Annotated in this window: 15 protein-coding genes; 11 read left to right on the top strand and 4 right to left on the bottom strand. The window is 72.2% G+C overall.

Going from position 1 to position 21247, the window contains the following annotated elements; all coding sequences use genetic code 11:
• The first annotated feature begins 51 nt into the window (after positions 1–51).
• Positions 52–735, top strand: a complete 684-nt coding sequence (locus ACZ4TO_RS08240; protein ID WP_382794220.1) for a histidine phosphatase family protein — start codon at positions 52–54, stop codon at positions 733–735.
• A complete protein-coding gene (locus ACZ4TO_RS08235) occupies positions 725–1639 on the top strand; it encodes an ADP-ribosylglycohydrolase family protein (RefSeq protein ID WP_468023738.1) in 915 nt (304 codons plus the stop codon). The genes ACZ4TO_RS08240 and ACZ4TO_RS08235 overlap by 11 nt, the downstream gene beginning before the upstream one ends.
• Before the next feature lie 704 nt (positions 1640–2343).
• On the opposite strand, the gene ACZ4TO_RS08230 is transcribed toward ACZ4TO_RS08235, so the two are convergent.
• Positions 2344–2493 carry a hypothetical protein gene (locus ACZ4TO_RS08230; protein WP_468023808.1) on the bottom strand — a complete coding sequence of 50 codons (150 nt, stop codon included), beginning with the start codon at positions 2491–2493 and terminating at the stop codon, positions 2344–2346.
• On the opposite strand from ACZ4TO_RS08230, the gene ACZ4TO_RS08225 reads away from it, so the two are divergent.
• On the top strand, positions 2459–3883 hold the full coding sequence (locus tag ACZ4TO_RS08225) for a DUF4153 domain-containing protein (protein ID WP_468023805.1): 1425 nt from the start codon (positions 2459–2461) through the stop codon (positions 3881–3883). The genes ACZ4TO_RS08230 and ACZ4TO_RS08225 overlap by 35 nt on opposite strands.
• A 366-nt stretch (positions 3884–4249) precedes the next feature.
• Here the strand turns inward: ACZ4TO_RS08225 and ACZ4TO_RS08220 are convergent, their stop codons facing one another.
• On the bottom strand, positions 4250–5797 hold the full coding sequence (locus tag ACZ4TO_RS08220; RefSeq protein ID WP_382794215.1) for an MFS transporter: 1548 nt from the start codon (positions 5795–5797) through the stop codon (positions 4250–4252).
• Positions 5798–6018: 221 nt separating this feature from the next.
• On the opposite strand from ACZ4TO_RS08220, the gene ACZ4TO_RS08215 reads away from it, so the two are divergent.
• From ACZ4TO_RS08215 to ACZ4TO_RS08205, 3 genes are all read left to right on the top strand, one after another.
• Positions 6019–6642: a TetR/AcrR family transcriptional regulator gene (locus ACZ4TO_RS08215; RefSeq protein ID WP_382794212.1), complete on the top strand. Its 624-nt coding sequence runs from the start codon at positions 6019–6021 to the stop codon at positions 6640–6642.
• Between the two features lie 376 nt (positions 6643–7018).
• The gene (locus tag ACZ4TO_RS08210) at positions 7019–7720 is read left to right on the top strand and encodes a ribonuclease HII (protein ID WP_468023737.1); all 702 of its coding nucleotides are present in this window, start codon (positions 7019–7021) and stop codon (positions 7718–7720) included.
• Positions 7721–7788: 68 nt separating this feature from the next.
• Positions 7789–8415, top strand: coding sequence for a hypothetical protein (locus ACZ4TO_RS08205; RefSeq protein WP_382794207.1), 627 nt, complete (start codon positions 7789–7791; stop codon positions 8413–8415).
• Between the two features lie 622 nt (positions 8416–9037).
• Here ACZ4TO_RS08205 and ACZ4TO_RS08200 read toward each other — a convergent pair.
• Both ACZ4TO_RS08200 and ACZ4TO_RS08195 read right to left on the bottom strand, forming a co-directional pair.
• Positions 9038–9664: a hypothetical protein gene (locus tag ACZ4TO_RS08200; protein WP_385040647.1), complete on the bottom strand. Its 627-nt coding sequence runs from the start codon at positions 9662–9664 to the stop codon at positions 9038–9040.
• 224 nt (positions 9665–9888) lie between these two features.
• Positions 9889–12093: a RecQ family ATP-dependent DNA helicase gene (locus ACZ4TO_RS08195; protein ID WP_468023736.1), complete on the bottom strand. Its 2205-nt coding sequence runs from the start codon at positions 12091–12093 to the stop codon at positions 9889–9891.
• 132 nt (positions 12094–12225) lie between these two features.
• Here ACZ4TO_RS08195 and ACZ4TO_RS08190 point away from each other — a divergent pair, with 132 nt between their 5' ends.
• From ACZ4TO_RS08190 to ACZ4TO_RS08170, 5 genes are all read left to right on the top strand, one after another.
• Positions 12226–14502, top strand: coding sequence for a DUF4192 domain-containing protein (locus ACZ4TO_RS08190; protein ID WP_468023735.1), 2277 nt, complete (start codon positions 12226–12228; stop codon positions 14500–14502).
• Positions 14503–14792: 290 nt separating this feature from the next.
• Positions 14793–16922, top strand: a complete 2130-nt coding sequence (locus ACZ4TO_RS08185) for a glycogen debranching N-terminal domain-containing protein (RefSeq protein WP_468023804.1) — start codon at positions 14793–14795, stop codon at positions 16920–16922.
• A gap of 126 nt (positions 16923–17048) precedes the next feature.
• Positions 17049–17807, top strand: a complete 759-nt coding sequence (locus tag ACZ4TO_RS08180; RefSeq protein ID WP_468023734.1) for an NUDIX hydrolase — start codon at positions 17049–17051, stop codon at positions 17805–17807.
• A 133-nt stretch (positions 17808–17940) separates the two neighbouring features.
• On the top strand, positions 17941–19794 hold the full coding sequence (locus ACZ4TO_RS08175) for an ABC transporter ATP-binding protein (RefSeq protein WP_468023733.1): 1854 nt from the start codon (positions 17941–17943) through the stop codon (positions 19792–19794).
• 162 nt (positions 19795–19956) lie between these two features.
• Entirely contained in the window at positions 19957–20844 is an 888-nt protein-coding gene (locus ACZ4TO_RS08170) for a FadR/GntR family transcriptional regulator (protein WP_385040655.1), read from the top strand.
• Positions 20845–21247 lie beyond the last annotated feature (403 nt).

The following is a 21247-nucleotide window of genomic DNA, read 5'->3' as shown; positions in this document are numbered from 1 at the left end:
ATGAGACCGTACGACCGCTCGAACGGAGCCGACACGATCTAGGGTTTTGGCATGGCACGACCACGGCGCATCGTCCTTGTCCGGCACGGCGAGTCGGTGGGCAATGCCGATGACACCGTGTATGAACGCGAGCCCGACCACGCACTGGCGCTCACGGAGACGGGGTGGCAACAGGCGGAGGACACCGGCAAACGGCTGCGCGAGCTCTTCGGAAGGGAGCGCGTAAGCGTTTACGTCTCCCCCTACCGTCGTACCCACGAGACCTTCCGCGCCTTCCATCTGGACCCCGAGCTCGTGCGGGTGCGCGAGGAGCCTCGACTGCGCGAGCAGGACTGGGGCAACTGGCAGGACCGTGACGACGTACGCCTCCAGAAGGCCTATCGCGACGCGTACGGGCACTTCTTCTACCGGTTCGCGCAAGGAGAGTCCGGCGCCGACGTGTACGACCGGGTCGGCGGCTTCCTGGAGAGCCTCTACCGCAGCTTCGAGGCACCGGACCACCCGCCGAACGTACTGCTGGTGACCCATGGCCTGGCCATGCGGCTGTTCTGCATGCGCTGGTTCCACTGGACGGTCGCCGAGTTCGAATCGCTCTCCAACCCGGGGAACGCGGAGGTGAGGATGCTCGTTCTGGGGGAGGACGGCCGGTACACCCTCGACCGTCCCTTCGAGCAGTGGCGTGATCCGGAAGTCGTTCGGAGCCACCGGATAGAGTGGCAGGGCGATGATCGCTGACACCTCTCCCGACGGGCGCTTCGAGCGCGCCCTCGCCAGCCTGCGCGGACTCGCGGTGGGAGACGCGCTGGGCTCGCAGTTCTTCGTGCCCGCGAACTACCCCCTCCTCAAGCGCCGAGAGCTGCCGCCCCGCCCCTGGCAGTGGACCGACGACACCGAGATGGCCTGTTCCGTGGTCGCCGTCCTGGCCACGCACCACCGCGTCGACCAGGACGCACTGGCCCACTCCTTCGCCGACCACCACGACTTCGACCGCGGCTACGGCCCCGCGGTCAACCGGCTGCTGCGGCTGATCCGGGAGGGCGGAGACTGGCGCGAGCTCGCGTCGGCCCTCTTCAAGGGACAGGGCTCCTGGGGCAACGGCGCCGCGATGAGGATCGCTCCGCTGGGCGCCTGGTACGCAGACGACCCGGAGCAGGCGACCCACCAGGCGGAGATCTCCGCCTATCCGACCCACCAGCACCGCGAGGCCGTGGTCGGCGCCATGGCCGTCGCCGCGGCCGCCGCCCTGGCCGCCGACCCCGCGGGCCCGCCCACCGCCGAGGCCCTGCTGGACGGCGTCATCGCGCTCGTGCCCCGCAGTGCCGTGGGCGCCGGGCTGCGCCGCGCCCGCGACATGCTCGACTACGGCGACGCAGCGACGGTGGCCGCCGTGCTGGGCTGCGGACGGCGTACGTCGGCACACGACACCGTCCCCTTCGCCCTCTGGTCCGCGGCCCGCGCCCTGGGCGACTACGAGGAGGGCTTCTGGGCCACCGCCCAGGTCGGCGGCGACGTGGACACGAACTGCTCCATCGTCGGCGGCGTCATCGCCTCCGGAAAGGCCGGCGCGCCCCCCGGGCCGTGGCTGAAGGCGACGGAGACGCTGCCGGGTTGGATGCCGGGGGGCGTGTCCGGCGGGTAAGCGGGCGGCTCGTGGGGTGTCCGGGGGATCCGTCGGTTGGCGTGTTTCGGTGCGGGTGCCGTTCCTCGTACGGCTGCCGCGCGGAGCCCTTGGGATTCGTACTGCTTCCGAGGATTCGTCGGGGACGCCTACGAAGGTCCCTGGATGCCGCGTGAAGCGGCCTCTGGGGCGCTCTGGGGAGGGCGGGCACGGGTTGGACCTCGGAGGGCGCCGGGCTGTGTCACAGGCTTGCTACAGCCCCGTAGTGCCGTGGTGAGCCGCATGGCCCCTGGATACCCTGTGCGCCACGCCGCCCGTTGATCATGACGGGTGTGTGCCGACGAAACACCGGCTGACAGCCTCTCCGCCCCCGTGGCGTGATCCGGGCTGCCCGGTGACCGGCTGGGAGGGGATCCCTTGTCCGACATACCGTCCACGCCTGAGCGAGGAGACGAGGCATCGGAGCAGCGGAAGAGACCGGAGGCAGGCGAAGCGATTCCGGAGGCCGAGCCCCGGCCCACGGAGACACAGGAGCCCACGGACTCCACGGATCCTGCCGCGTCGGGGGGCGCGGAGGAGTCCGGGGGTGCGGGTGGCTCCGAGGGCACGGAGGAGTCCGGGGGCGCAGGTGGCTCCAAGGGAGCGGATGAGTCCGACGGTGCGGATGCGCCTGGGGCCGCCCGTGCCGGGGCCACCGGTGCCGGGGCCGTGGGCGGGGCGCGGGCTCAGGCCGCCCGGCCGCCGCAGGCGAGGACCGGCAAGGCGGGCTCAGCGTCCGCCCCGGACGTGTGGTCGTCGGGGCTGTGGGTCACGTCGCCCGCCCCGGTACGCACGCCCACGTTGTGGGCCGTGCTCGCGACCGGCGTGCTGAGCATGCTGCTCCTCGACGGCGGTCTCGGGATCAACCTCCTGCTGGCGGCGATCCCCGCCGGGCTCGCCGCGTACTTCGCCGGCCGGGCCGCCGGGCGCCGCCCGCGCGCGTGGAGCCTCGTCTGGGGCATCGGCGGCCTCGGCCTGCTGGCGGTGCCGGCTCTGCGGGACGCGGACTGGCCCTCGTTCCTGGCCGTCACGGCGGCCATCGGGCTCGGCTCGCTCGCGCTGAACGGCGGCCGCACCTGGCCCGCGATCCTGCTCGGCCCCATCAGCGTGATCAACTCGGTCGTCACCGGGGTCACCTGGGGCTGGCTCGGACTGCGGGAACGATTCGGCGGTGCCCGTCGCGGCGTCGGCGTCGGCCTGCGCTCGCTCGTAGTGAGCGTGCTCCTGCTGCTGGTCTTCGGCGCCCTGTTCGCCGGAGCCGACGCCGCCTTCGCCGATCTGCTCGGCGACCTGGTGCCGGACACCTCGGTCACCGGCGGACCCGTGCGCGTGGTGCTCCTGGTGTCGGGCCTGGTCGTGGCGCTGGCCGCGGCCCACACGGCGGCCGCGCCGGTGCGACTCGACCGGGTCGTGGTGCGCCCCGGGACCCCGCGCAACCGTGTCGAGTGGGCCCTCCCGCTGATCGTGCTCACGGTGCTCTTCGCGGCCTTCAACGCGGTCCAACTCGTCGTCCTCTTCGGCGGTTACGACGCCGTGCTGAAGAAGACCGGCCAGACGTACGCGGAGTACGCGCGCCAGGGTTTCTGGCAGCTCCTGATCGTCACGCTGCTGACCCTGCTCGTCGTGGTGTTCGCGCTGCGCTGGGCCCCGCGGGACGGCGCCGGCGACCGCAAGCTGGTGCGGGGTGTGCTGGGAACTCTCTGCGCCCTGGCGCTCGTTGTCGTGGCATCCGCCGTGCGGCGTATGGACATGTACGTGGAGGCCTACGGGCTGACGCGGCTCAGGATCTCGGTGCTGGCCGGGGAGTTGTGGCTGGGCCTGGTCATCGTGCTCATCATGGCGGCCGGTGTCTGGGGTGCCCGCTGGCTGCCCCGCGTCGTCGCGGCCAGCGCGGCGGTCGGCGTCCTCGCGTTCGGGCTGATGTCGCCGGACGGCCTGATCGCCGAGAACAACGTCCAGCGGTACGAGGACACGGGCAAGTTCGACATCCTGTACGCCCGCGATCTGTCGGCCGACGCCGTACCGGCCCTCGACAAGCTCAAGGAGCCGGCGCGTTCCTGTGTGCTGAGTGCGATCGCCGACGAACTGGGCGAGGACGACACGCCCTGGTACGCGATGAGTTGGGGTGAGGCCCGGGCCCGGGACATCCTCCGTGACGACCCGCCTGCCGCGTCGGTCGACGAGAGCGTGTGCAACTCGCTGACAGAGGTCCCCGAGTACCGCTGACGCCGTCGGCCGATGCTCGGCGTGGCCGGTCTTCGGCGTCAACAGCGCGACCGGCGTCACCGGCGCGAGCCGGGTCATCGGGACGACCGGCGTCACCGGTCGCCGATCGCCGGTGCGACCAGCCGGCGGTGCAACCGGCTTCACCGGCGGCCGGCCTGACCGGCCCGTACCGCCATGACCGGCTGCGTACCGGCTCCGTACGGGCTGAGACCGGTTGCGTACTGCGCATGCCTGGGCCCGTACCGCGTATCACTGGACCGCGATCTCGGTCCGGGAAGGGCGCTCTCGCCGCACCGGCGGGAGCGCCCTTGGGCTCACGGCGCCCTAGGGCCCACCGCAGGTGTCCCGGCGGTGCGGCGCGCGCCCTCAGCCCGCTGCCGGAGCCGCCGTCCCCGCGAGAGCCTCCATGTCGCTCTTGCGCACCCTGATCACCAGTGCGGCGGTGGTCAGGGCGAGCAGGGCCATGCCCACCGCCGGGATGAAGGCGGTCGAGATGCCGTGGGCGAGTACGTCATGCCCCCAAGGCGCGGGCAGTTGGTGGGTCTTGGCGAAGGCCGCCTTCTGCTCGGCCGAGCCGTCCGCCAGGAACTTCGGCATCTGCTTCTGGGCCTCGTCGCGGCTGGCCGACCCGAAGACCGTGGTGAGGATGGAGAGGCCGAGCGAACCGCCCACCTGCTGGGTGACGTTGAGCAGACCGGAGGCCGCGCCCGCCTCGTGCTGGGCGACGCCGGAGACCGCGGTCACCGTCAGCGTCACGAAGTTCAGGCCCATGCCGAAGCCGAACAGCAGCATCGGTCCGAGAACTCCACCGGCGTACGAGTCGTCGGGGCTGATGAAGGTCAGCCAGCCGAGCCCGAGGGCGACGAGCGACGAGCCGGTGACCATGAACGGCTTGGGGCCGAGCACCGGCAGGAACCGCTGCGAGAGTCCCGCGCCGACCGCGATCGCGACCGTCACCGGCAGGAACGCCACACCGGCCGAGATCGGCGTGTACCCCAGCACGTTCTGCACGAAGAGCACGATGTAGAAGAACATGCCGAACATCGCGGCGGCGAGGCTCAGCATGATCAGATACGTGCCCGAACGGTTCCGGTCGGCGAACATCCTCAACGGGGTGATGGGTTCCTTCGCCCGCGTCTCGATGATCCCGAAGGCCAGCAACAGCACCGCGGCCGCGCCGAACGACCCGATCGTGAGACCGTCCCGCCAGCCGTTCTCCGCCGCGCGGATGAAGCCGTACACCAGGGACGCCATACCGGCCGTCGAGGTGAGCGCGCCCGCGACGTCGAAGCGTCCCGGGTGGCGCCGGGACTCGTTGATGTACATCGGCGCGAGAACGGCGATCAGGATGCCGATGGGCACGTTGACGAAGAGGACCCAGCGCCAGTCCAGCCACTCCGTGAGCATGCCTCCGGCGAGCAGGCCGATGGCGCCGCCACCTGCCGACACCGTCGCGAAGACGGCGAACGCCCGGTTCCGCTCCGGGCCTTCGGGGAAGGTCGTCGTGATCAGGGCCAGCGATGTCGGGGAGGCGATCGCGCCACCCACGCCCTGCAGGGCCCGTGCCGCCAGCAACTGCCAGGGCTCCTGCGCCAGTCCGCCGAGCAGCGAGGCGAAGGTGAACAGCAGGATGCCGGTCATGAAGACCCGGCGCCGGCCGAGGATGTCACCTGCCCGTGCGCCGAGAAGCAGCAGGCCACCGAAGGTGAGGGTGTACGAACTGACCACCCATGTCAGGTCTGTCGTGCTGAAGTCGAGTGCGTCTTGAATGTGCGGGAGCGCGATGTTCACAATCGTCGCGTCGAGTACCACCATGAGTTGGCAGGCCGCGATGACGGTGAGCGCGATGCCGGGATGTCCCTCCCGGCGTGCCGCACCTGGATTGCTGTCCTTAATCAACTGAGAGGTTGTCACTATGCTTCCCCCACAAGTGAGTTAGTGAACGCGCGCGTTCACTTGCGCGTCAACGGTAGTGACTCCCCGTCAGTGAACGCAAGCGTTCACTGAAGCCGCTGCCCGACGCGGACGACCCGGTCGCGCACACCCCTCGTCCGAAAGTCCGAACTCCCTGAAGTCCGAACTCCCTGAAGTCTGAACTCCCTGAATACCGCTCCCTGTACGACGGAGACACTCTGATGGTTACTTCGCGTTGGACGGCCGCCCCCGCTCAGGCGCCCGCCTCGCGCCGTCGCGGCGCCGTTCTCGAGCGCGCGATCCTGGAAGCCGCCCTGGAGCAGCTCGGCGCGGTCGGCTGGAACGGCCTCACCATGGAGGGCGTGGCCGCCGGCGCGCAGACCGGCAAGGCCGCGGTCTACCGCCGGTGGCCCTCGAAGGTCGACCTGGTCGCGGACGCCCTCCAGGCCGGACTGCCGGACCTGACGCGAGCCCCCGACCTCGGCAGCGTCCGCGAGGATCTGCTCCAGGTGTGCCGCCGGGTGCGCGAGGCCATGTTCTCGCCGCCGGGAATCGCGCTTCGCTCGGTGCTTCACGAATGCGATGTCAGGCAGGCCGAGCGCTTCAATCTGGTCATCCGTGGCCGGGTTGTCGAACCCACGCTGCATCTGCTCCGCGAGGTCGTCCAGCGCGGTATCGACCGGGGCGAGGTGCGCCCCGAGGCCGCGAACTCGTACGTCTTCGACGCCGTCCCGGCGATGATGATGTACCGCGCCAAGGTGTGCGCGAGCGAATGGAGCGAGCGGGATCTCCAGGAGATGATCGACCAGATGATGGTCCCGTTGCTGTGCGTGCGGGTGGGCTGATCTTGCTGTGAGGGTCGTCCCATCGGGCTGATCTTGTCGGCGTCATGGGTGGATGGGGGATTGGTCGACTTGTCGGTGTGGGGCGGTTGGCCGACCGCCGACCGCCGACCGCCGACCGCCGACCGCCGACCGCCGACCGGCCGGCCGGCCGGTGGGAGTGCGTGGGGTGACGGGCGCGCCTCGGCCGGCCCCGCCGGTGTCTGCGAGGCGGCTTCGCCGGTCCGTGCGGGGTTGGCTCTGGGGTGGCTCCGCCGGTGCGCGCCGGGTGGCACTGGGCAGCGTGACGGTCGACTCCGCCGGTGCAGGCGAGGGCTTTCCCGCGGCCCGGGGACCTGGGTGTCGCGCGGGGCTCCGGGCGGCGTAGTCTGAGGGCGCCATGCCGTACGAACCCCCCACTCATACCGTCGAGCGCTCCCTCCGCGCCACGACCGGAGCGAAGGTCATTGCCGGTGTCGACGAGGTGGGGCGCGGTGCCTGGGCAGGCCCCGTCACCGTCTGCGCCGCCGTCACCGGACTGCGCCGTCCGCCCGACGGGCTCACCGACTCCAAGCTCCTGACCGTCAAGCGCCGGACCGTGCTCGCCGTGGAGTTGGAGAAATGGGTGACGGCGTACGCCCTCGGGCACGCCTCCCCGGACGAGATCGACCGACTCGGCATGACGGCTGCGCTGCGCCTCGCGGCCGTACGCGCCCTTGATGCCTTGCCGGTCCGCCCCGACGCGGTCATCCTCGACGGGAAGCACGACTATCTCGGGGCTCCCTGGAAGGTCCGTACGGTGATCAAGGGCGACCAGTCCTGTATCGCCGTCGCGGCGGCCTCGGTGATCGCCAAGGTGCAGCGCGACAAAATGATGGCCGAACTGGGCATCGACCATGCAGACTTCGGCTTTGCGGCCAACGCCGGGTACCCGTCGCCGGTCCACAAAGCCGCGCTGGAGGAGCGGGGCCCCACCCCGTACCACCGGCTGTCGTGGGCGTATCTTGATGCGCTGCCCCAGTGGCGGCACCTCAAGAAGGCCCGCAGCTTGACGGACGGAAACGTCCCGGAGATCGAAGGCCAGCTCGGCTTCGACTTCTGACGACTCCGTTCGCACTCATGTGCCACCCGCCGGGGCGCGTCGCACCGGCGTTTGATAGATATCAGCTCATGCCTCTCATTCCCGAGGAGCCTCAGATTCACGAGAGTGCCCAGGGTCCCCGCGTCACTCCGGCCAGTGGCCGCACCGCGCCGACCCCCCGCCCTGTACCCGGTCCCCGTCCCGCGGCCCCGCCGCGTCCCGGCCGTCCGGGTCCTGTCCGGCCGATGCCGGCCCAACGCACCCCGCGCGAGCCGGTCGTGGCCGCACCGGGGCCGTCCGCCAAGCCGGCCGCACCCGCGGCCGTCACCCCGCAGATCCAGCTCGTCCCGGCCTCGGCCGACGGTGCGCTGGACGCCGCGGAAGAAGCCGTCGACCTGCTGCTGGAGTCGGGCCGCGCCCCCGGTGAGGTGCTGGTGATCACTACCGGCGATCCCCACCCGTGGGCCGCGCACGAGCTCTCCTTCGGCGAGGCCGCCTACTGGGCGCAGCACGACGCCGGCGACGACGTCTTCTACGCCGACGCCGCTGCCGCGCCCCGCGCCGCTTCCCGTCCCGTGGTCGTGGTCGCGGTCAACGGTGGTTCCGGCGAGGTCGCCGCGACCGCCCTGCCCCTGGCCCTCGGCCGGGCCGGTGCCCTGCTGATCGTCTGCGGAGACCCGCAGCAGATCAACTCGGTCCTGGCCGCAGGCGTCTGAGCGCGTTCCGGACCCGGTCCGGAACGCGCCCGGCGGGACGCTGAGGGTGCCGCCACGGCGGCACCTGCACGGCGGTCCCTTCGGCGTACCCACACACGTCGAGTCCGCCGCGCACCTGCGGACCTGCTCAGCATCCCGTCCGATGCCGCAGGTCGGCATCCGAATGCCGCAGGTCGGCACCCGAGCCGATGTCAGAGGGTGGCATCCCGGCCGGTGCCGCAGCCCGGAGCCCGACCGCTCCGCATGCGCGCCTTCCTGTTCACCGCTGCCGCCCTCTGACGTGCTTGGTCCGGCATGTGCACGGTCACCTTGCGTGAACCGCGGCGCACCGCTGGGTTCGGCCTGCACGCCGACGACGGCAGGTGTTCGGTGCAAGCCCTCTCGATCGCCGAGCTTCGGCGTGCTCCGGATCGGGCCGCGCGCTCGTGCCGCATCGGTGCGCGAGTTGCACGGCCGTGGGTTCACCCGGCCGAGAGGGGCGAGGCACTACGGTTCGCCCGGCGCGTGCTGAAGCCCCCGTCGTACCGTCCGGCCGCGTGTGTGTACGGCCCAGCGAATCGTCCGGCCGCCGTGTGCGGCCCGCCTTCCCCCAGGCGGGCCACCGGCCGTGACGGACCGGTTCTCAGCGGGCGGCCGCCCGGCGCATCACCTCGGAGGCGACGCCGCCCGTGCGGGGCAGGGGCGGCAGCACCTCACCCACGTAGAACTCCGGGGCCGACTCCGAGTTGGGGCGGCGTCCGCCGCGGCCCTCGCCGAGGACCTGCCAGCCGTCACGTGTCAGCGTGATGTACGCGCCGCACCGCAGCCCGTGGAGCGTGCAGGCGTCGCGCAGCCCCCACATCCAGGCCCCGTCCTCCTCCGTCCAGCGTGCGTCGCCGTCCCGGCAGTACAGCAGGACGGCCGTGCGCGCCGGAGTGCGGCGCCGCAGGTCGTGCGGGATGACCCGGCGAAGCTGTGCGAGCAGCGCGTTACGGAACATCCAGCCGTCGGCGGGTGCCGAACGCCGGGTGAAGGAGGCGCTCGCCATCAGCCGCTCGTCCTGGTCGAGCACCGCGACGACCGCGGTCGTCGGTCTGGGCCGGTGCCGGGCGTGAAGGCCGCTCACGACCTCACGGGGATCGCGCAGAAGCGGAATTCCGGCCGAGGCCCATTCGGCGGGTTCCAGCATGCGGGTCAGTGGGTTGGTGGAAGCGGCGGACAGGTCGGGAGACATGGTTGCCGCCGAGGACGGAGCGAATCCGAAGGTCACGGTCCTCCCTTCGGCTACGTGCCCGGACAGCGGGCGGGGTCGGACTTGGGGGAATGGCACGCCGCAGCAGAGCCCTACCGGACCACGGGCAAACCGTGCGGGGAGCGGAGCTCAATTCTTCCTGTCGAACTGGGTTGCGGCAACGAGCAATTGGGGCCACCGACCGTTTTCGGGCGATTAGCGTCCTATATACCTGCCCGGTGTTTCGAATAGCGACACACGAGTCACGCCTGTACGGCGAGGACCAGCGGCAACACTGCCTGGGCTCCCGCTCTGCGAAGCATCCGTGATGCCACCGCCAGCGTCCAGCCCGTGTCCGTGGCATCGTCCACCAGCAATACCGGACCCTCCGCTTCTCTCAGGACGTCGGCCAGCCGCGGCGGCACTGTCAGGGAGCCGTCCAGCGCCTTGAGCCGCTGCGCGCTGTTGCTGCGGGAGATCTGGGACGCCTCGCCGACGTACTCCACAGACCCCAGCAGCGGCAGCCGGCCGATCTCCGCGATCCGCGCGCCGAGCGAGTTGATCAGTTGCGGCCGCGAGCGCGAGGCGATGGTCACCACGCCCACCGGGCGCGGCGTCGCGTCGGGCTGCCCGGAGGCCCAGCCACCAGGGCCCTTCGCCCAGTCGGCCAGGACACCGACCACGGCCTGGGCGACATCGTCCGGAACAGGCCCGTCCGGGGCCTGCGGGGCGAGCATGGGCCGCAGCCGGTTGCCCCAGCCGATGTCCGAGAGTCGCCCCAGGGCGCGGCCCGGAGCGGCTTGTTCGCCCGCCGGGATGCGGCCCTTCAGGTCGACGCCGACCGCCGCCAGCCCGGTCGGCCACATCTTCCGGGGTTCGACCTCGACACCCGCGCGGTCCAGCTCGCCGTTCGCCGCGTCCAGCGCTGCCGCGGACACGGACTCCTGGAACCGCCCGCCGGCGCAGTTGTCACAGCGCCCGCACGGCGCGGCGCCCTCGTCGTCGAGCTGCCGCCGGAGGAACTCCATGCGGCAACCGGCCGTCGACACGTAGTCCCGCATCGCCTGCTGCTCGGTCGCCCGCTGCTTGGCGACCCAGGCATAGCGCTCGGTGTCGTACGTCCAGGGCATACCGGTGGAGATCCAGCCGCCCTTGACCCGGTGCACGGCCCCGTCCACGTCGAGCACCTTGAGCATGGTCTCCAGGCGGGATCTGCGCAGCTCGACCAGCGGTTCCAGCGCGGGCAGGGAGAGCGGACGGTCGGCCCTGGCCAGGACGTCCAGAGTGCGCCGTACCTGCTCCTCCGGGGGGAAGGCGATCGAGGCGAAGTACTCCCAGATCGCCTGGTCCTCCTTGCCCGGCAGGAGCAGGACCTCGGCGTGCTCCACACCGCGGCCCGCGCGTCCCACCTGCTGGTAGTAGGCGATCGGTGAGGAGGGTGAGCCCAGGTGCACCACGAAGCCGAGGTCGGGTTTGTCGAAGCCCATGCCCAGCGCCGACGTGGCGACCAGTGCCTTGACGCGGTTGGCGAGCAGGTCCTCCTCGGCCTGCTGACGGTCGGCGTTCTCCGTCTTCCCGGTGTACGAGGCCACGGTGTACCCGCTCTGACGCAGGAACGCGGTGACCTCCTCCGCCGCGGCCACGGTCAGCGTGTAGATGATTCCCGAGCCCGGCAGGTCGTTCAGATGCTCGGCGAGCCAGGCCATCCGGTGCGCGGCGTCCGGCAGTCGCAGCACGTTGAGGCTCAGGCTCTCCCGGTCCAGGGGGCCGCGCAGTACCAGCGCGTCCGTGCTCGCGCCGGTGCCGAGCTGCTCGGCGACGTCGGCCGTCACGCGCGCGTTGGCCGTCGCGGTGGTGGCCAGCACCGGGGTGTCGGGCGGGAGGTCGGCGAGCATGGTGCGCAGGCGGCGGTAGTCCGGGCGGAAATCGTGACCCCAGTCGGAGATGCAGTGCGCCTCGTCCACCACCAGCAGGCCCGTGGCCGCGGCCAGCTTGGGCAGCACCTGGTCACGGAAGTCGGGATTGTTCAGTCGTTCCGGACTCACCAGGAGGACGTCGACCTCGCTCGCCGCCACCTCGGCCTGGATGGTCTCCCACTCCTCCGTGTTGGAGGAGTTGATCGTCCGTGCGCGGATTCCGGCACGGGCCGCCGCCTCCACCTGGTTGCGCATCAGCGCGAGAAGCGGCGAGACGATCACCGTGGGACCGGCGCCCTGCTCGCGCAGTAGCGCGGTCGCGACGAAGTAGACCGCGGACTTGCCCCAGCCGGTGCGCTGCACGACCAGCGCTCTGCGCTTGTCGGCCACCAGCGCCTCGATGGCGCGCCACTGGTCCTCGCGCAGCCGCGCCTCGCCCGCCGGCGCGCCGACGAGGCGGGCCAGGACGGCGTCGGCCGTTGCCCGGAGTTCTGCGCGGGTGGTGTCGTGTGCGTTGTCGGGGTCTGTGGGTCGCGGGTCTGCGTTGGTCATGGCTCCATGCAACCGGATGGGTCGGACAAAGCGCGAACGAGACGTCGAGCTGTGGACAACTTCTGTCGTGATCATGGTGACGGTTATCCACAGGCCCAACCGGAATCTCGCGATCCGCGGGATGGTCACCGCATGACGAATCGCGACGAATCGACCGGCACGTCCGGCGACAAGAACATCGGCTCGGTCGGCGGATACGGCTGGAACCCCGAGCGCAATCGATCCGGTGAGGAAGGCCTCGTAGGTGGCGAGGGCAGCGGGCGCACCGAATGCGGTCCGGGTGGCCGGAGCGGGCCGGGCGGCCTCGGCGCCGACGTGTGGAACGATCCGGACGGACGGTCCGGCGATGGGTTGGAGGGCTTGGACGGCCGCTCCCGCGAAGGGCTGGAGGGGCTGGACGGCCGCTCCCGCTCCCGTGAAGGACTGGAGGGGCTGGACAGCCACTCCCGCGCAGGCGCGGACGGTCTGGACAGCCGCTCCCGCGAGGGGCTGGACGGCTCGGGCGGCCGGACCGTCGACCGTCGGGACGGTCCAGCCGGTCGGCCCGGCCACGAGAGCCGGGCCCGGCCGGTCGGTCAGATCGGCCCGGTGATCCACGGCGGTCCGGCCATTCCCCGCGGGCTGCGCCACGGCGGCGACGCGGAGCAGACCCGCGACGATCATCACTCGGGCGGCGTGGGCCTTCCGGGCGGAGAGCATCAGGTGACTCTCCGCACCCCGGCGGAGCTGGCCGACGCGCTGCCCTATCTCCTCGGATACCGCCCCGACGACAGCATCGTGCTGGTAGCCCTGCACGACAGGGAGCGGCGGGGCCGGTTCGGGGGCCGGGCCCGGCTCGGCATCCCGGCCCAAGCCGACGACTGGTCGGCGGCCTCCGATCAGCTCGCCCAGGGGCTGGTGAAGGGGAGCGAGCGCCGGGGCAACCGTCCCGAGAGCATGGTGGTGTACCTGTGCCAGGAACCCGGGCGCGGTGAATCGGGCCGGGACGTCATGGAACGTCTGCGCCCGCTCGCACAGATGCTGCGGACGGCATGCGGGCGTCTCGACGTTCCGGTGATCGAGGCACTCTGCATCTCCGACGGACGCTTCTGGACCTACACCTGCCCGGGGCAGGGATGCTGCCCGCCGGAGGGCACGTCGATGGGGCTGCCGGGGACGTCCGTCCTCGCCGCCGCCGCGACGTACGCGGGCCTTCAGGTGCGCGGATCACTGAAGGACCTGACAGCCAGGTTCCAACCCTGGGAGTCCACGGCCGCGCTGGGGCAGGAACTCGCGCTCGACACAGCAAGCATCGCGCTCGTGCCGAGGATCCTCATGGACGACAGCCGGGCCGAGGTGGCCGAGGAAACCCTCGCCTTGGCCCGGCGGATCAGGGACCGGTTCGCCGCGGCCTTTCCCGTGTCGGGCACACGCCCGTCGGACCTGCGCGACGACGGACTCCTCGAGAACGACGAGGCCGCCACACTGATCCTCGGCCTCCAGGACCGCACGACCCGCGACCGCGCCGCCCAGTGGATGGAGGGCGACGAGGCCGCCCCGGCGCTGCGCCTGTGGCGGGCCCTGGCCCGTCGCTGCGTCGGCCCCTACCGCGAGCACGCCGCGGCACCACTCACCCTCGCGGGATGGGTCGCCTGGTCCATGGGCGATGAGCTGGAAGCGCGCGAGGCACTCGCCATGGCGCTCGGTGCCGACCCCGAGTATCTCTTCGCCCGCCTCCTCCACCAGGCCTGCAATGAGGGCCTCGACCCGGAATCCGTCCGCCGCTGCCTGCGCGCGGAACGCACGCACAGTGACCCGAGCGAGGTGGAAGGGCCGAGCGAGGTGGAAGGGCCGACCGAGGCGGTGGCGCCGACCGAGGCGGAGCGGTCCACCGAGGCCATGCGGTCGATCGGCACGGAACCGCCGACCGACACGGAACGGCCAACCGAAGAGGAACGCCCGGTCGACTCCCGCCCGCCCCTGCCGTCCGCCGACTCCACGCCGCTCGGTTCCCCCACACCCGCCGACCCGTCCACGAGTCCAGCCGCCGCACTGCCGACGGCCACCACCCCAAGTACATCGGCCGGCCCGCCCTCGACGGCCACTCCGTCGAGGACGTCAGCCACCTCACCCGCGACGGCCACCCCGCCCACAACACCGGCCATCCCCACCTCTACGGCTGCCGCGCCGACGTCGGCCACCCCCCTCTCGACGCCCGCCGCACCGCGCCGCCGCCGGCCTCGTTCGGCGGCGAGCGGCGGCGGCCGGGCGACCCGGCGCGGCCCTGGGGCCTCGACCCCCCAGGGGCGCCGCCCGGCGGGCGACGCCTCCCCAACCGGAAACCGGCCCCGGCGAGCTGCGGACCGGGCCGACGGCCAACGGCGAGGGCCGGAGAACGGCGAGCGACATGGTGCCGGGGAGGAAGAGTGAGCTTCCGGGGCACGCCACTGCCCGACGGCGGGTCCCCCGACGGGCCGGGGCAGGACCCGCACTGCCGGCCACCGTCCCACCGACGCTGGAGCGACCGGTGCCCGGCCCCACCGCCATTCGGTCGGCTTCCTGGTCAAACGCGTGACCCGGGACCGGGCTGGCCCGTTCACCTGAGTGGCGGAATCCGTGGCCGGATTGCGCCGCCCCAACGCCGCCAACCCCGCGGAGCCCCCACCCGGAGCCCAGCGCACTCCAGGCGCATCGAGCGCGGAGGAAGCAAGCCCATGTCCATGCCCCATCCGTCCTCGGCGCCCGACGGCGGTCGCCCGTCCGGTCCCGAGCCGGCACAGCCCGCCGGACGCGGGGGCGCTCCGGCGGCCCCACGACCGGGCCGCGAACCCGGCGCGCCCTTGCTCCCGGCAGGGCGCGGTCCCGGTGCTCCGCGGACGCCCCTTCCCGTGCCGGGCCGGCCGGCGGATCTGCCCCCGGCCCACACCACCCTGATCTGTGCCGCCCTGCCTGGACTGGTGATCTCGACGGAGGAAGGACAGCTCACCGGCCGTGGCCTCGAGGGCTTCTACATGGCGGGCCGACGGACTCTGTCCCGTTGCCTCGTGCGGGTCGCGGGCCGGGAGCCGCTGGCCATGCAGGCCCGGATGCTCGCGGCCGACCGCGCCCGCTTCGTGGGTACGTTGCGCGCCTGCCCCGACACCGGTCCGGACCCGGACGTGATCGTCGAAAGAACCCGCCAGGCGGACGGCGTCGAAAGGATCACCCTGCGCAGCTCGGCTCTTCGGGCCCTGCGCCTGCCCGTCGAGGTCGCCCTCGGGACGGACCTCGCGGAACTGGGCGACGTCGCCTCGGGCCGGGCCGGAGCCGAGCTGCCCGCGAGTGTCCACGCCGCCGGTCTGCGCTGGTCGAGCCCCACGGGCCATGTGATCGTCTCCGCCGATCCGCCGCCCACCGACGCCCTGGCTTCGGCGGGACTGCTGCGCTGGGAAGTCGAACTGGCGCCGGGCGGCTCGCTCACGCTGGAACTGCGTGTCAGACCGGACGGCCAGGGGCCGCTCAGAGCGGCGGGCCGGGGCGCGGCGAGCCCGTTCGCCGAGGCCCGGGTGGTGAGCGACGAGCCCGGAGCCGAATCGCTTCTGAGAACCAGCGTCGACGACCTTCGAGCCCTGCTGCTGCGCGACTCCCGGCACCCGGCCGACACCCACCTCGCGGCGGGAGCGCCCTGGCGCTGTGGGCTGGCTCCGGCCGAGGCGCTGGCAGCGGCCCGGATGACCCTGCCGCTGGGCACCCGTCTCGCCGCCGGCACGCTGCGCACTCTGGCCCGCACCCAACTCGCCGGTCCGGGACCGCACGCCGGACTGATCCCGGGACCGCTCCGGGACAGCGGGCCGCACCTACCGCCCGGTTGCACGGCGACCGAGGCCACCCTGCTCTTCCCCGTGCTTCTCGCCGAGGCCTGGCGCTGGGGGCTGCCCGAGCGGGAGGTGGAGGAGTTGCTGCCCGCGGCCGAGCGGTGCCTGGAGTGGCTGCGGACCACGATCGGCGACGGCACCTATCTGCCCGACCCCCAGCCGGGCGGACCGTTCCGCTGCGAGACACAGGCACACGCCCATCGCGCCGCGCTGCTGGGCGCCGATCTGCTCGACGCGCACGGACGGACCGGCGGCACGGGGCTGCGGCAATGGGCCCGGGCGATGCGGGGGGCGTTCCGCGACGACTTCTGGATCGAGGACCCGGGCGGCGGCCGACCGGCCGCCGCCCGCACCAAGGACGGACGCCCCGTGCCTCAGCTCGGCTCGGGCGCCGCCCATCTCCTCGACACAGGCCTGTCGGGCGCGGGTGAGCACGCCCCCGGTCTGCTCGACAAGGCGCGGACCGAGCAGCTCGCGCGGCTGCTCGGCGGTCCGGCCATGGACTCGGGCTGGGGGCTGCGCAGCCTCGGGGCGAAGGAGGCGGCGTACAACCCGTTCGGTCATCGCAGCGGGGCGGTAAGGGTCCACGAGACGGCCGTCGCCGTCACGGGGCTCGCCGCCGCGGGCCACGAGAAGGAGGCCGGCTCCCTCTTGCGTGGCGTACTGGCGGCGGCCGAGTCCTTCGGCGGCAGACTGCCCGAGATGTACGCGGGGGAGCAGCGCGCGCGGGGGAGTGCACCGGTTCCTCATCCGGCCGCCTCCCGGCCCGCGGCCACCTCGGCCGCCGCAGGGGTACTGCTGCTCTGCGCCCTGGCAGGGATCCGCCCCGATGCGCCCGCGGGCACAGTGACCCTGCGCCCGTTCCGGGCCGCGCCTCTGGGAGAGATCGTGTTGACGGGCCTGCGGATCTCGGGCGCTCCCTTCTCCGTGCGCGTCAGCAGACTCGGGCTCGCCATGGTCGAGGAAGCGGGTGACGGACTGCAGTTGGGGGTGTGACGCCGCGGGAGGCGTCGTCGACCGGCTTCCGGGCGACGGTGCGCCGTACGGGACCGAAGTCGATCAACCTTGTACCGGGCTTCCGAAGGAGGTGTTTATCGTCAGGCAGACGACTATGATCGCGGCATGCCCTACGACCCGTCAGCCTTTCCGCCCTTCGCCGTGACCGTGGACCTGGTCGTGCTGACCGTGCGCCGCCATGCCCTGTGCGCGCTGGCGGTACGGCGGGGCGAGCAGCCGTTCCAGGGGCGATGGGCGCTGCCCGGCGGATTCGTGCGGACCGACGAGGACCTGGCGCAGGCCGCGGCCCGTGAGCTGGCCGAGGAGACGGGACTGTGCGCCCACGACCCGTCGGTGCCCGCACAGGACAACGGCGCGCACCTCGAACAGCTCGCGACCTACGGTGACCCGAAGCGCGACCCCCGGATGCGGGTGGTGAGCGTCGCGCACCTGGCCCTCGCTCCCGACCTGCCCGCTCCGCGCGCGGGCGGTGACGCGAACAGCGCGCGCTGGGCGCTGGTCGAGGAACTGCTGCAGCAGGGCGGATACGGGCGGGACGGGGAGCAGGCGGCACCGCTCGCCTTCGATCACGCGCAGATCCTCTCGGACGGTGTGGAGCGCGCCCGGTCCAAGATCGAGTACTCGTCGCTGGCGACCGCCTTCTGCCCGACGGAGTTCACCGTGGGCGAGCTGCGTCGTGTCTACGAGGCCGTGTGGGGCGTGGCGCTCGACCCGCGCAACTTCCACCGCAAGGTGACCGGCACACCGGGCTTCCTCGTGCCCACCGGAGGCACGACCACGCGGCAGGGCGGCCGCCCCGCCCAGTTGTTCCGTGCGGGCGGCGCCACGCTGCTCAACCCGCCGATGCTGCGCCCCGAGGTCTGAGGAAGGCCGCGAACGCGGTTCCGGGCGCCGGGACCTCGGTGCTCTCGTCGGAGCCGCGAGGCCTGCAGGAGGCGAGCCGCATGGTGTCGCATGGTGCCCGGAAAATCCGGAATGTCGCGCTATCTTGCTTTGAGTGATCCAGGCCATCGGACTGACCAGCAACTCCCGCAAGGCGGGTCCGCCCGCTGTCGACGACCTGTCCTTCGAGGCGCACGCGGGACACGTCACGGCGCTCCTCGGAGCCCCGGGCGCGGGCAAGACGACGGCCCTGAGACTCATGCTCGAACTCCAACAGGGCCGCGGAATCACCTACTTCCGGGGCAGGCCGTTGCATCGGATCGCCCATCCCGCCCGTGAGGTCGGCGTGCTCCTGGGCGAGGTGCCGGGTCATCCGGCACGCACGGTCCGAGGTCAGCTCCGTATGCTCTGCGCCGCCGCCGGGGTACCCGCGCGCCGTGCGGACGAAGTCCTCGAAGTGGTCGGGCTCGTCAGCCTGCGGGACGAGAGTCTGGGCACGCTCTCCCGCGGCATGGACCGCCGGCTCGGGCTCGCCTGCGCGCTCCTGCCCGATCCCCACACCCTCGTGCTCGACGCCCCTGCGGGCGGACTGTCCATCAGGGAAGGCCGATGGCTGCACGGGATGCTGCGCGCGCACGCGAACCAGGGCGGCACCGTGCTGTTCACCACGGACGACCCCAAGGAGGCCGCACGGACCGCCGACCGGGTCGTGACGCTGGAGCGGGGTCGCCTCGTCGCCGACCAAGAGGCCGCCGAGTTCGCCCGCACCCGGCTCCGGCCGCGCGTCGCCGTCCGCAGCCCGCATGCCGCCCGGCTGGGCTCCCTGCTGACCAAGGAAGCCCGAACGGCGCAGCGCTCGGTGGAAGTCGTGCGCGAGGAGGGCAACCGGCTCTCGGTGTACGGCAGCACCTGCGCCGACGTCGGCGAGACGGCCTTCCGGCACGGCATCCTCGTACACCAACTCGCCGACGAGACAGGAGACATGGGGCCCTCGTCGGCCAAGGCGCCGTCGGAGGAGGGTGAGCGACCCGCCGAGGAGCCGGGCTCCAAGGACGAGCCAGGCTCCGCGGACGAGCCAGGCTCCGCGGACGAGCCAGGCTCCGCGGACGAGCCGGGGTCCGCGGACGAGCCGGGCCTCGCCGAGACCCCGGCCTCGGACGACGCCTCCGCCCTTCCGCCGCCCATCGCCGTACGCCAGGCCCGGAGCCCGCTGCGCCCCCTGCGCTACGAACTGCGCAGGGCGGCCGGTGTCGGTACCGGCTACTTCACGGCGGCCGCCGTTCTCGTCACCTCGGTCCTCCTGTCCCTCCTGCTGGCCAGAATCGGTCACACGCCGCAGCCGCGTCTGCTTGCCGCGTGGCCGCGGGAACTCCCGCTCCCGCCCGCCGCGCTTGGCGCCGGACTGCTGGGAGCCGTCTCCTTCGGCGAGGAGTTCCGCCACCCCGCCCTGGCCGCGGACCGCGGCACCGTCCCGCGCCGGCTGGGACTGCTGACCGCCAAGCTCCTCTTCGCCTCGGCCACCGCGCTGACACTGGCGTTCCTCACCGTGGGATGCGACCTCGAAATGCTCTACCTCGTCTACGGACGGGAGCTCGCTGGAGTTCCGTCGGACTGGCTTTCGCTGAGCGCGAGTTGGTTCGGTCTCGTGGTGGGCTGCGCGTGGGCGGGCGTGCTGGCGGCCGGCGTCTTCCGGTCCACCGCCGCCGGGCTCGCGGCGGTCCTCGCCGTGCCGGTCGTCGTCGTACCGCTCGTACAAAAGGCCTTTCAGGGACCGTCTGTGCGGTCGGCGGCCGGGTTCCCGGAGCGGCTCCGGGAACTGGTCCTCATGCAGTGGCCGTTCGGCGGGGAGCGCTACCTGACGGCCGTCGTGCGGGTACTCGCCCAACCCGTGGGCGGAGCACTGCTGTTGTCGCTCACCGCACTGCTCTGCACATATCTGCTCACGACCCTGCGGAGCCGGGCCCGATGACGACCGTCCGCACCCTTCCGTTCCCCCTGTGCGCACAACTCCCCGGAGAACGCCCATTTCTTTCCGATAAGGCGTCAATTGCGACGGTGTGAGCGATCACCCTTTCGTGTGCTTTTCACCAAAGACCTCAAGGCAGTTGGAACCGGCGCCGACAAAAGACCCGTGAGTACCCTTGCGCAGACCATGATGACCGCCGCCCGTTCCTCAGACTCCGGCCTCGCCGGACCGGGCGAACTCGACCGTTACCCCTATGCCGACGCGCCCGGTGCCGACCGCGTCGGTCCCCCTGTGTGGGAGAGCGCCGAGCCGGAGCTCGGCCGCGTCGGCCGACGCGCCGCCGGCAGCCGCGGCCGCGGACTGCACGGCCAACTCGTCCAACAGCTCGGCCAGATGATCGTCTCCGGAGACCTCGGCGCGGACCGTCCGCTCGTGCCGGAGGAGATCGGCCAGCGATTCGAGGTCTCCCGGACCGTCGTCCGTGAGTCGCTCCGCGTCCTGGAGGCCAAAGGGCTGGTCAGTGCCCGCCCGAACGTCGGCACGCGCGTGCGCCCCGTCAGCGACTGGAACCTCCTCGACCCGGACATCATCGAGTGGCGGGCCTTCGGTCCGCAGCGGGACGACCAGCGGCGCGAGCTGAGCGAGCTCCGCTGGACGATCGAGCCGCTCGCCGCGCGCCTCGCGGCCGGACACGGGCGCGAGGAGGTCCAGCAGCGCCTCGGCGACATGGTCGAGATCATGGGCCACGCCATGTCGCAGGGTGACGCCCTGACCTTCTCGCGGGCCGACACCGAGTTCCACTCGCTGCTCATCCAGCTCGCGGGCAACCGGATGCTCGAGCACCTCTCGGGGATCGTGTCGGCGGCCCTCCAGGTCTCCGGGAGCCCGGTCACCGGCTGTGACCGGCCGAACGAGGCCTCGCTGGGTCACCACGCGCGCATCGTCGACGCCCTGGCGGCGGCGGACGGCGCGGCGGCCGAGACGGCCATGCGGCAGCTCCTCACCGTCCACCCCGAGGTGGAGCGTGTCGTGCCCGCGCCGCGCGAGCACTGATCGCGCGGCGGGGGTGACGCGGTCCGGAGCGTGTGCGCTTCCGTGGCGGCGTCGGACCCGAGAGTCATCACCCGTCGGGACCTCACCGAATCCTTCCCGGATGAGGTGAGGTCCCGACGGTGCGACCGGGCGGCGGATCATGAACTAACCTGGATTGACAGGATCTGTCATCTTTTGGGCACTTACGGGGTGTGACTCGGGCCACGCAGATTGGGCGTAACGCTCTTCGGGGCAGCGCGATGACCTAAGAGGTGATAGCCGAGGAAGGAATACAGACGCCGTGTGTGGCGCTGTGCATCTTCCCGGTCCCCGCCCGCGCCGTCGGCCCATCCCCAGTCGGCGGTCGTCGGTTCCTGTCCACAGCGGACGGGGCCGGAAGCCGTTTTCCAACGTTCCGAGAGGT

Source organism: Streptomyces sp. NPDC028298, from assembly GCF_055565895.1.
Note: the sequence above shows the minus strand (reverse complement) of the source record. Positions and strands in the feature narration are given on the sequence as shown.

Excerpts from the sequence above, each read along its gene's own strand:
- ACZ4TO_RS08230 (WP_468023808.1), bottom strand. The coding sequence starts at position 2,493 with ATGCTCAGCACGCCGGTCGCGAGCACGGCCCACAACGTGGGCGTGCGT.
- ACZ4TO_RS08185 (WP_468023804.1), top strand. The coding sequence starts at position 14,793 with ATGCCCCATCCGTCCTCGGCGCCCGACGGCGGTCGCCCGTCCGGTCCC.
- ACZ4TO_RS08195 (WP_468023736.1), bottom strand. The coding sequence starts at position 12,093 with ATGACCAACGCAGACCCGCGACCCACAGACCCCGACAACGCACACGAC.
- ACZ4TO_RS08210 (WP_468023737.1), top strand. The coding sequence starts at position 7,019 with ATGCCGTACGAACCCCCCACTCATACCGTCGAGCGCTCCCTCCGCGCC.
- ACZ4TO_RS08190 (WP_468023735.1), top strand. The coding sequence starts at position 12,226 with ATGACGAATCGCGACGAATCGACCGGCACGTCCGGCGACAAGAACATC.
- ACZ4TO_RS08205 (WP_382794207.1), top strand. The coding sequence starts at position 7,789 with ATGCCTCTCATTCCCGAGGAGCCTCAGATTCACGAGAGTGCCCAGGGT.
- ACZ4TO_RS08215 (WP_382794212.1), top strand. The coding sequence starts at position 6,019 with ATGGTTACTTCGCGTTGGACGGCCGCCCCCGCTCAGGCGCCCGCCTCG.
- ACZ4TO_RS08235 (WP_468023738.1), top strand. The coding sequence starts at position 725 with ATGATCGCTGACACCTCTCCCGACGGGCGCTTCGAGCGCGCCCTCGCC.
- ACZ4TO_RS08180 (WP_468023734.1), top strand. The coding sequence starts at position 17,049 with ATGCCCTACGACCCGTCAGCCTTTCCGCCCTTCGCCGTGACCGTGGAC.
- ACZ4TO_RS08240 (WP_382794220.1), top strand. The coding sequence starts at position 52 with ATGGCACGACCACGGCGCATCGTCCTTGTCCGGCACGGCGAGTCGGTG.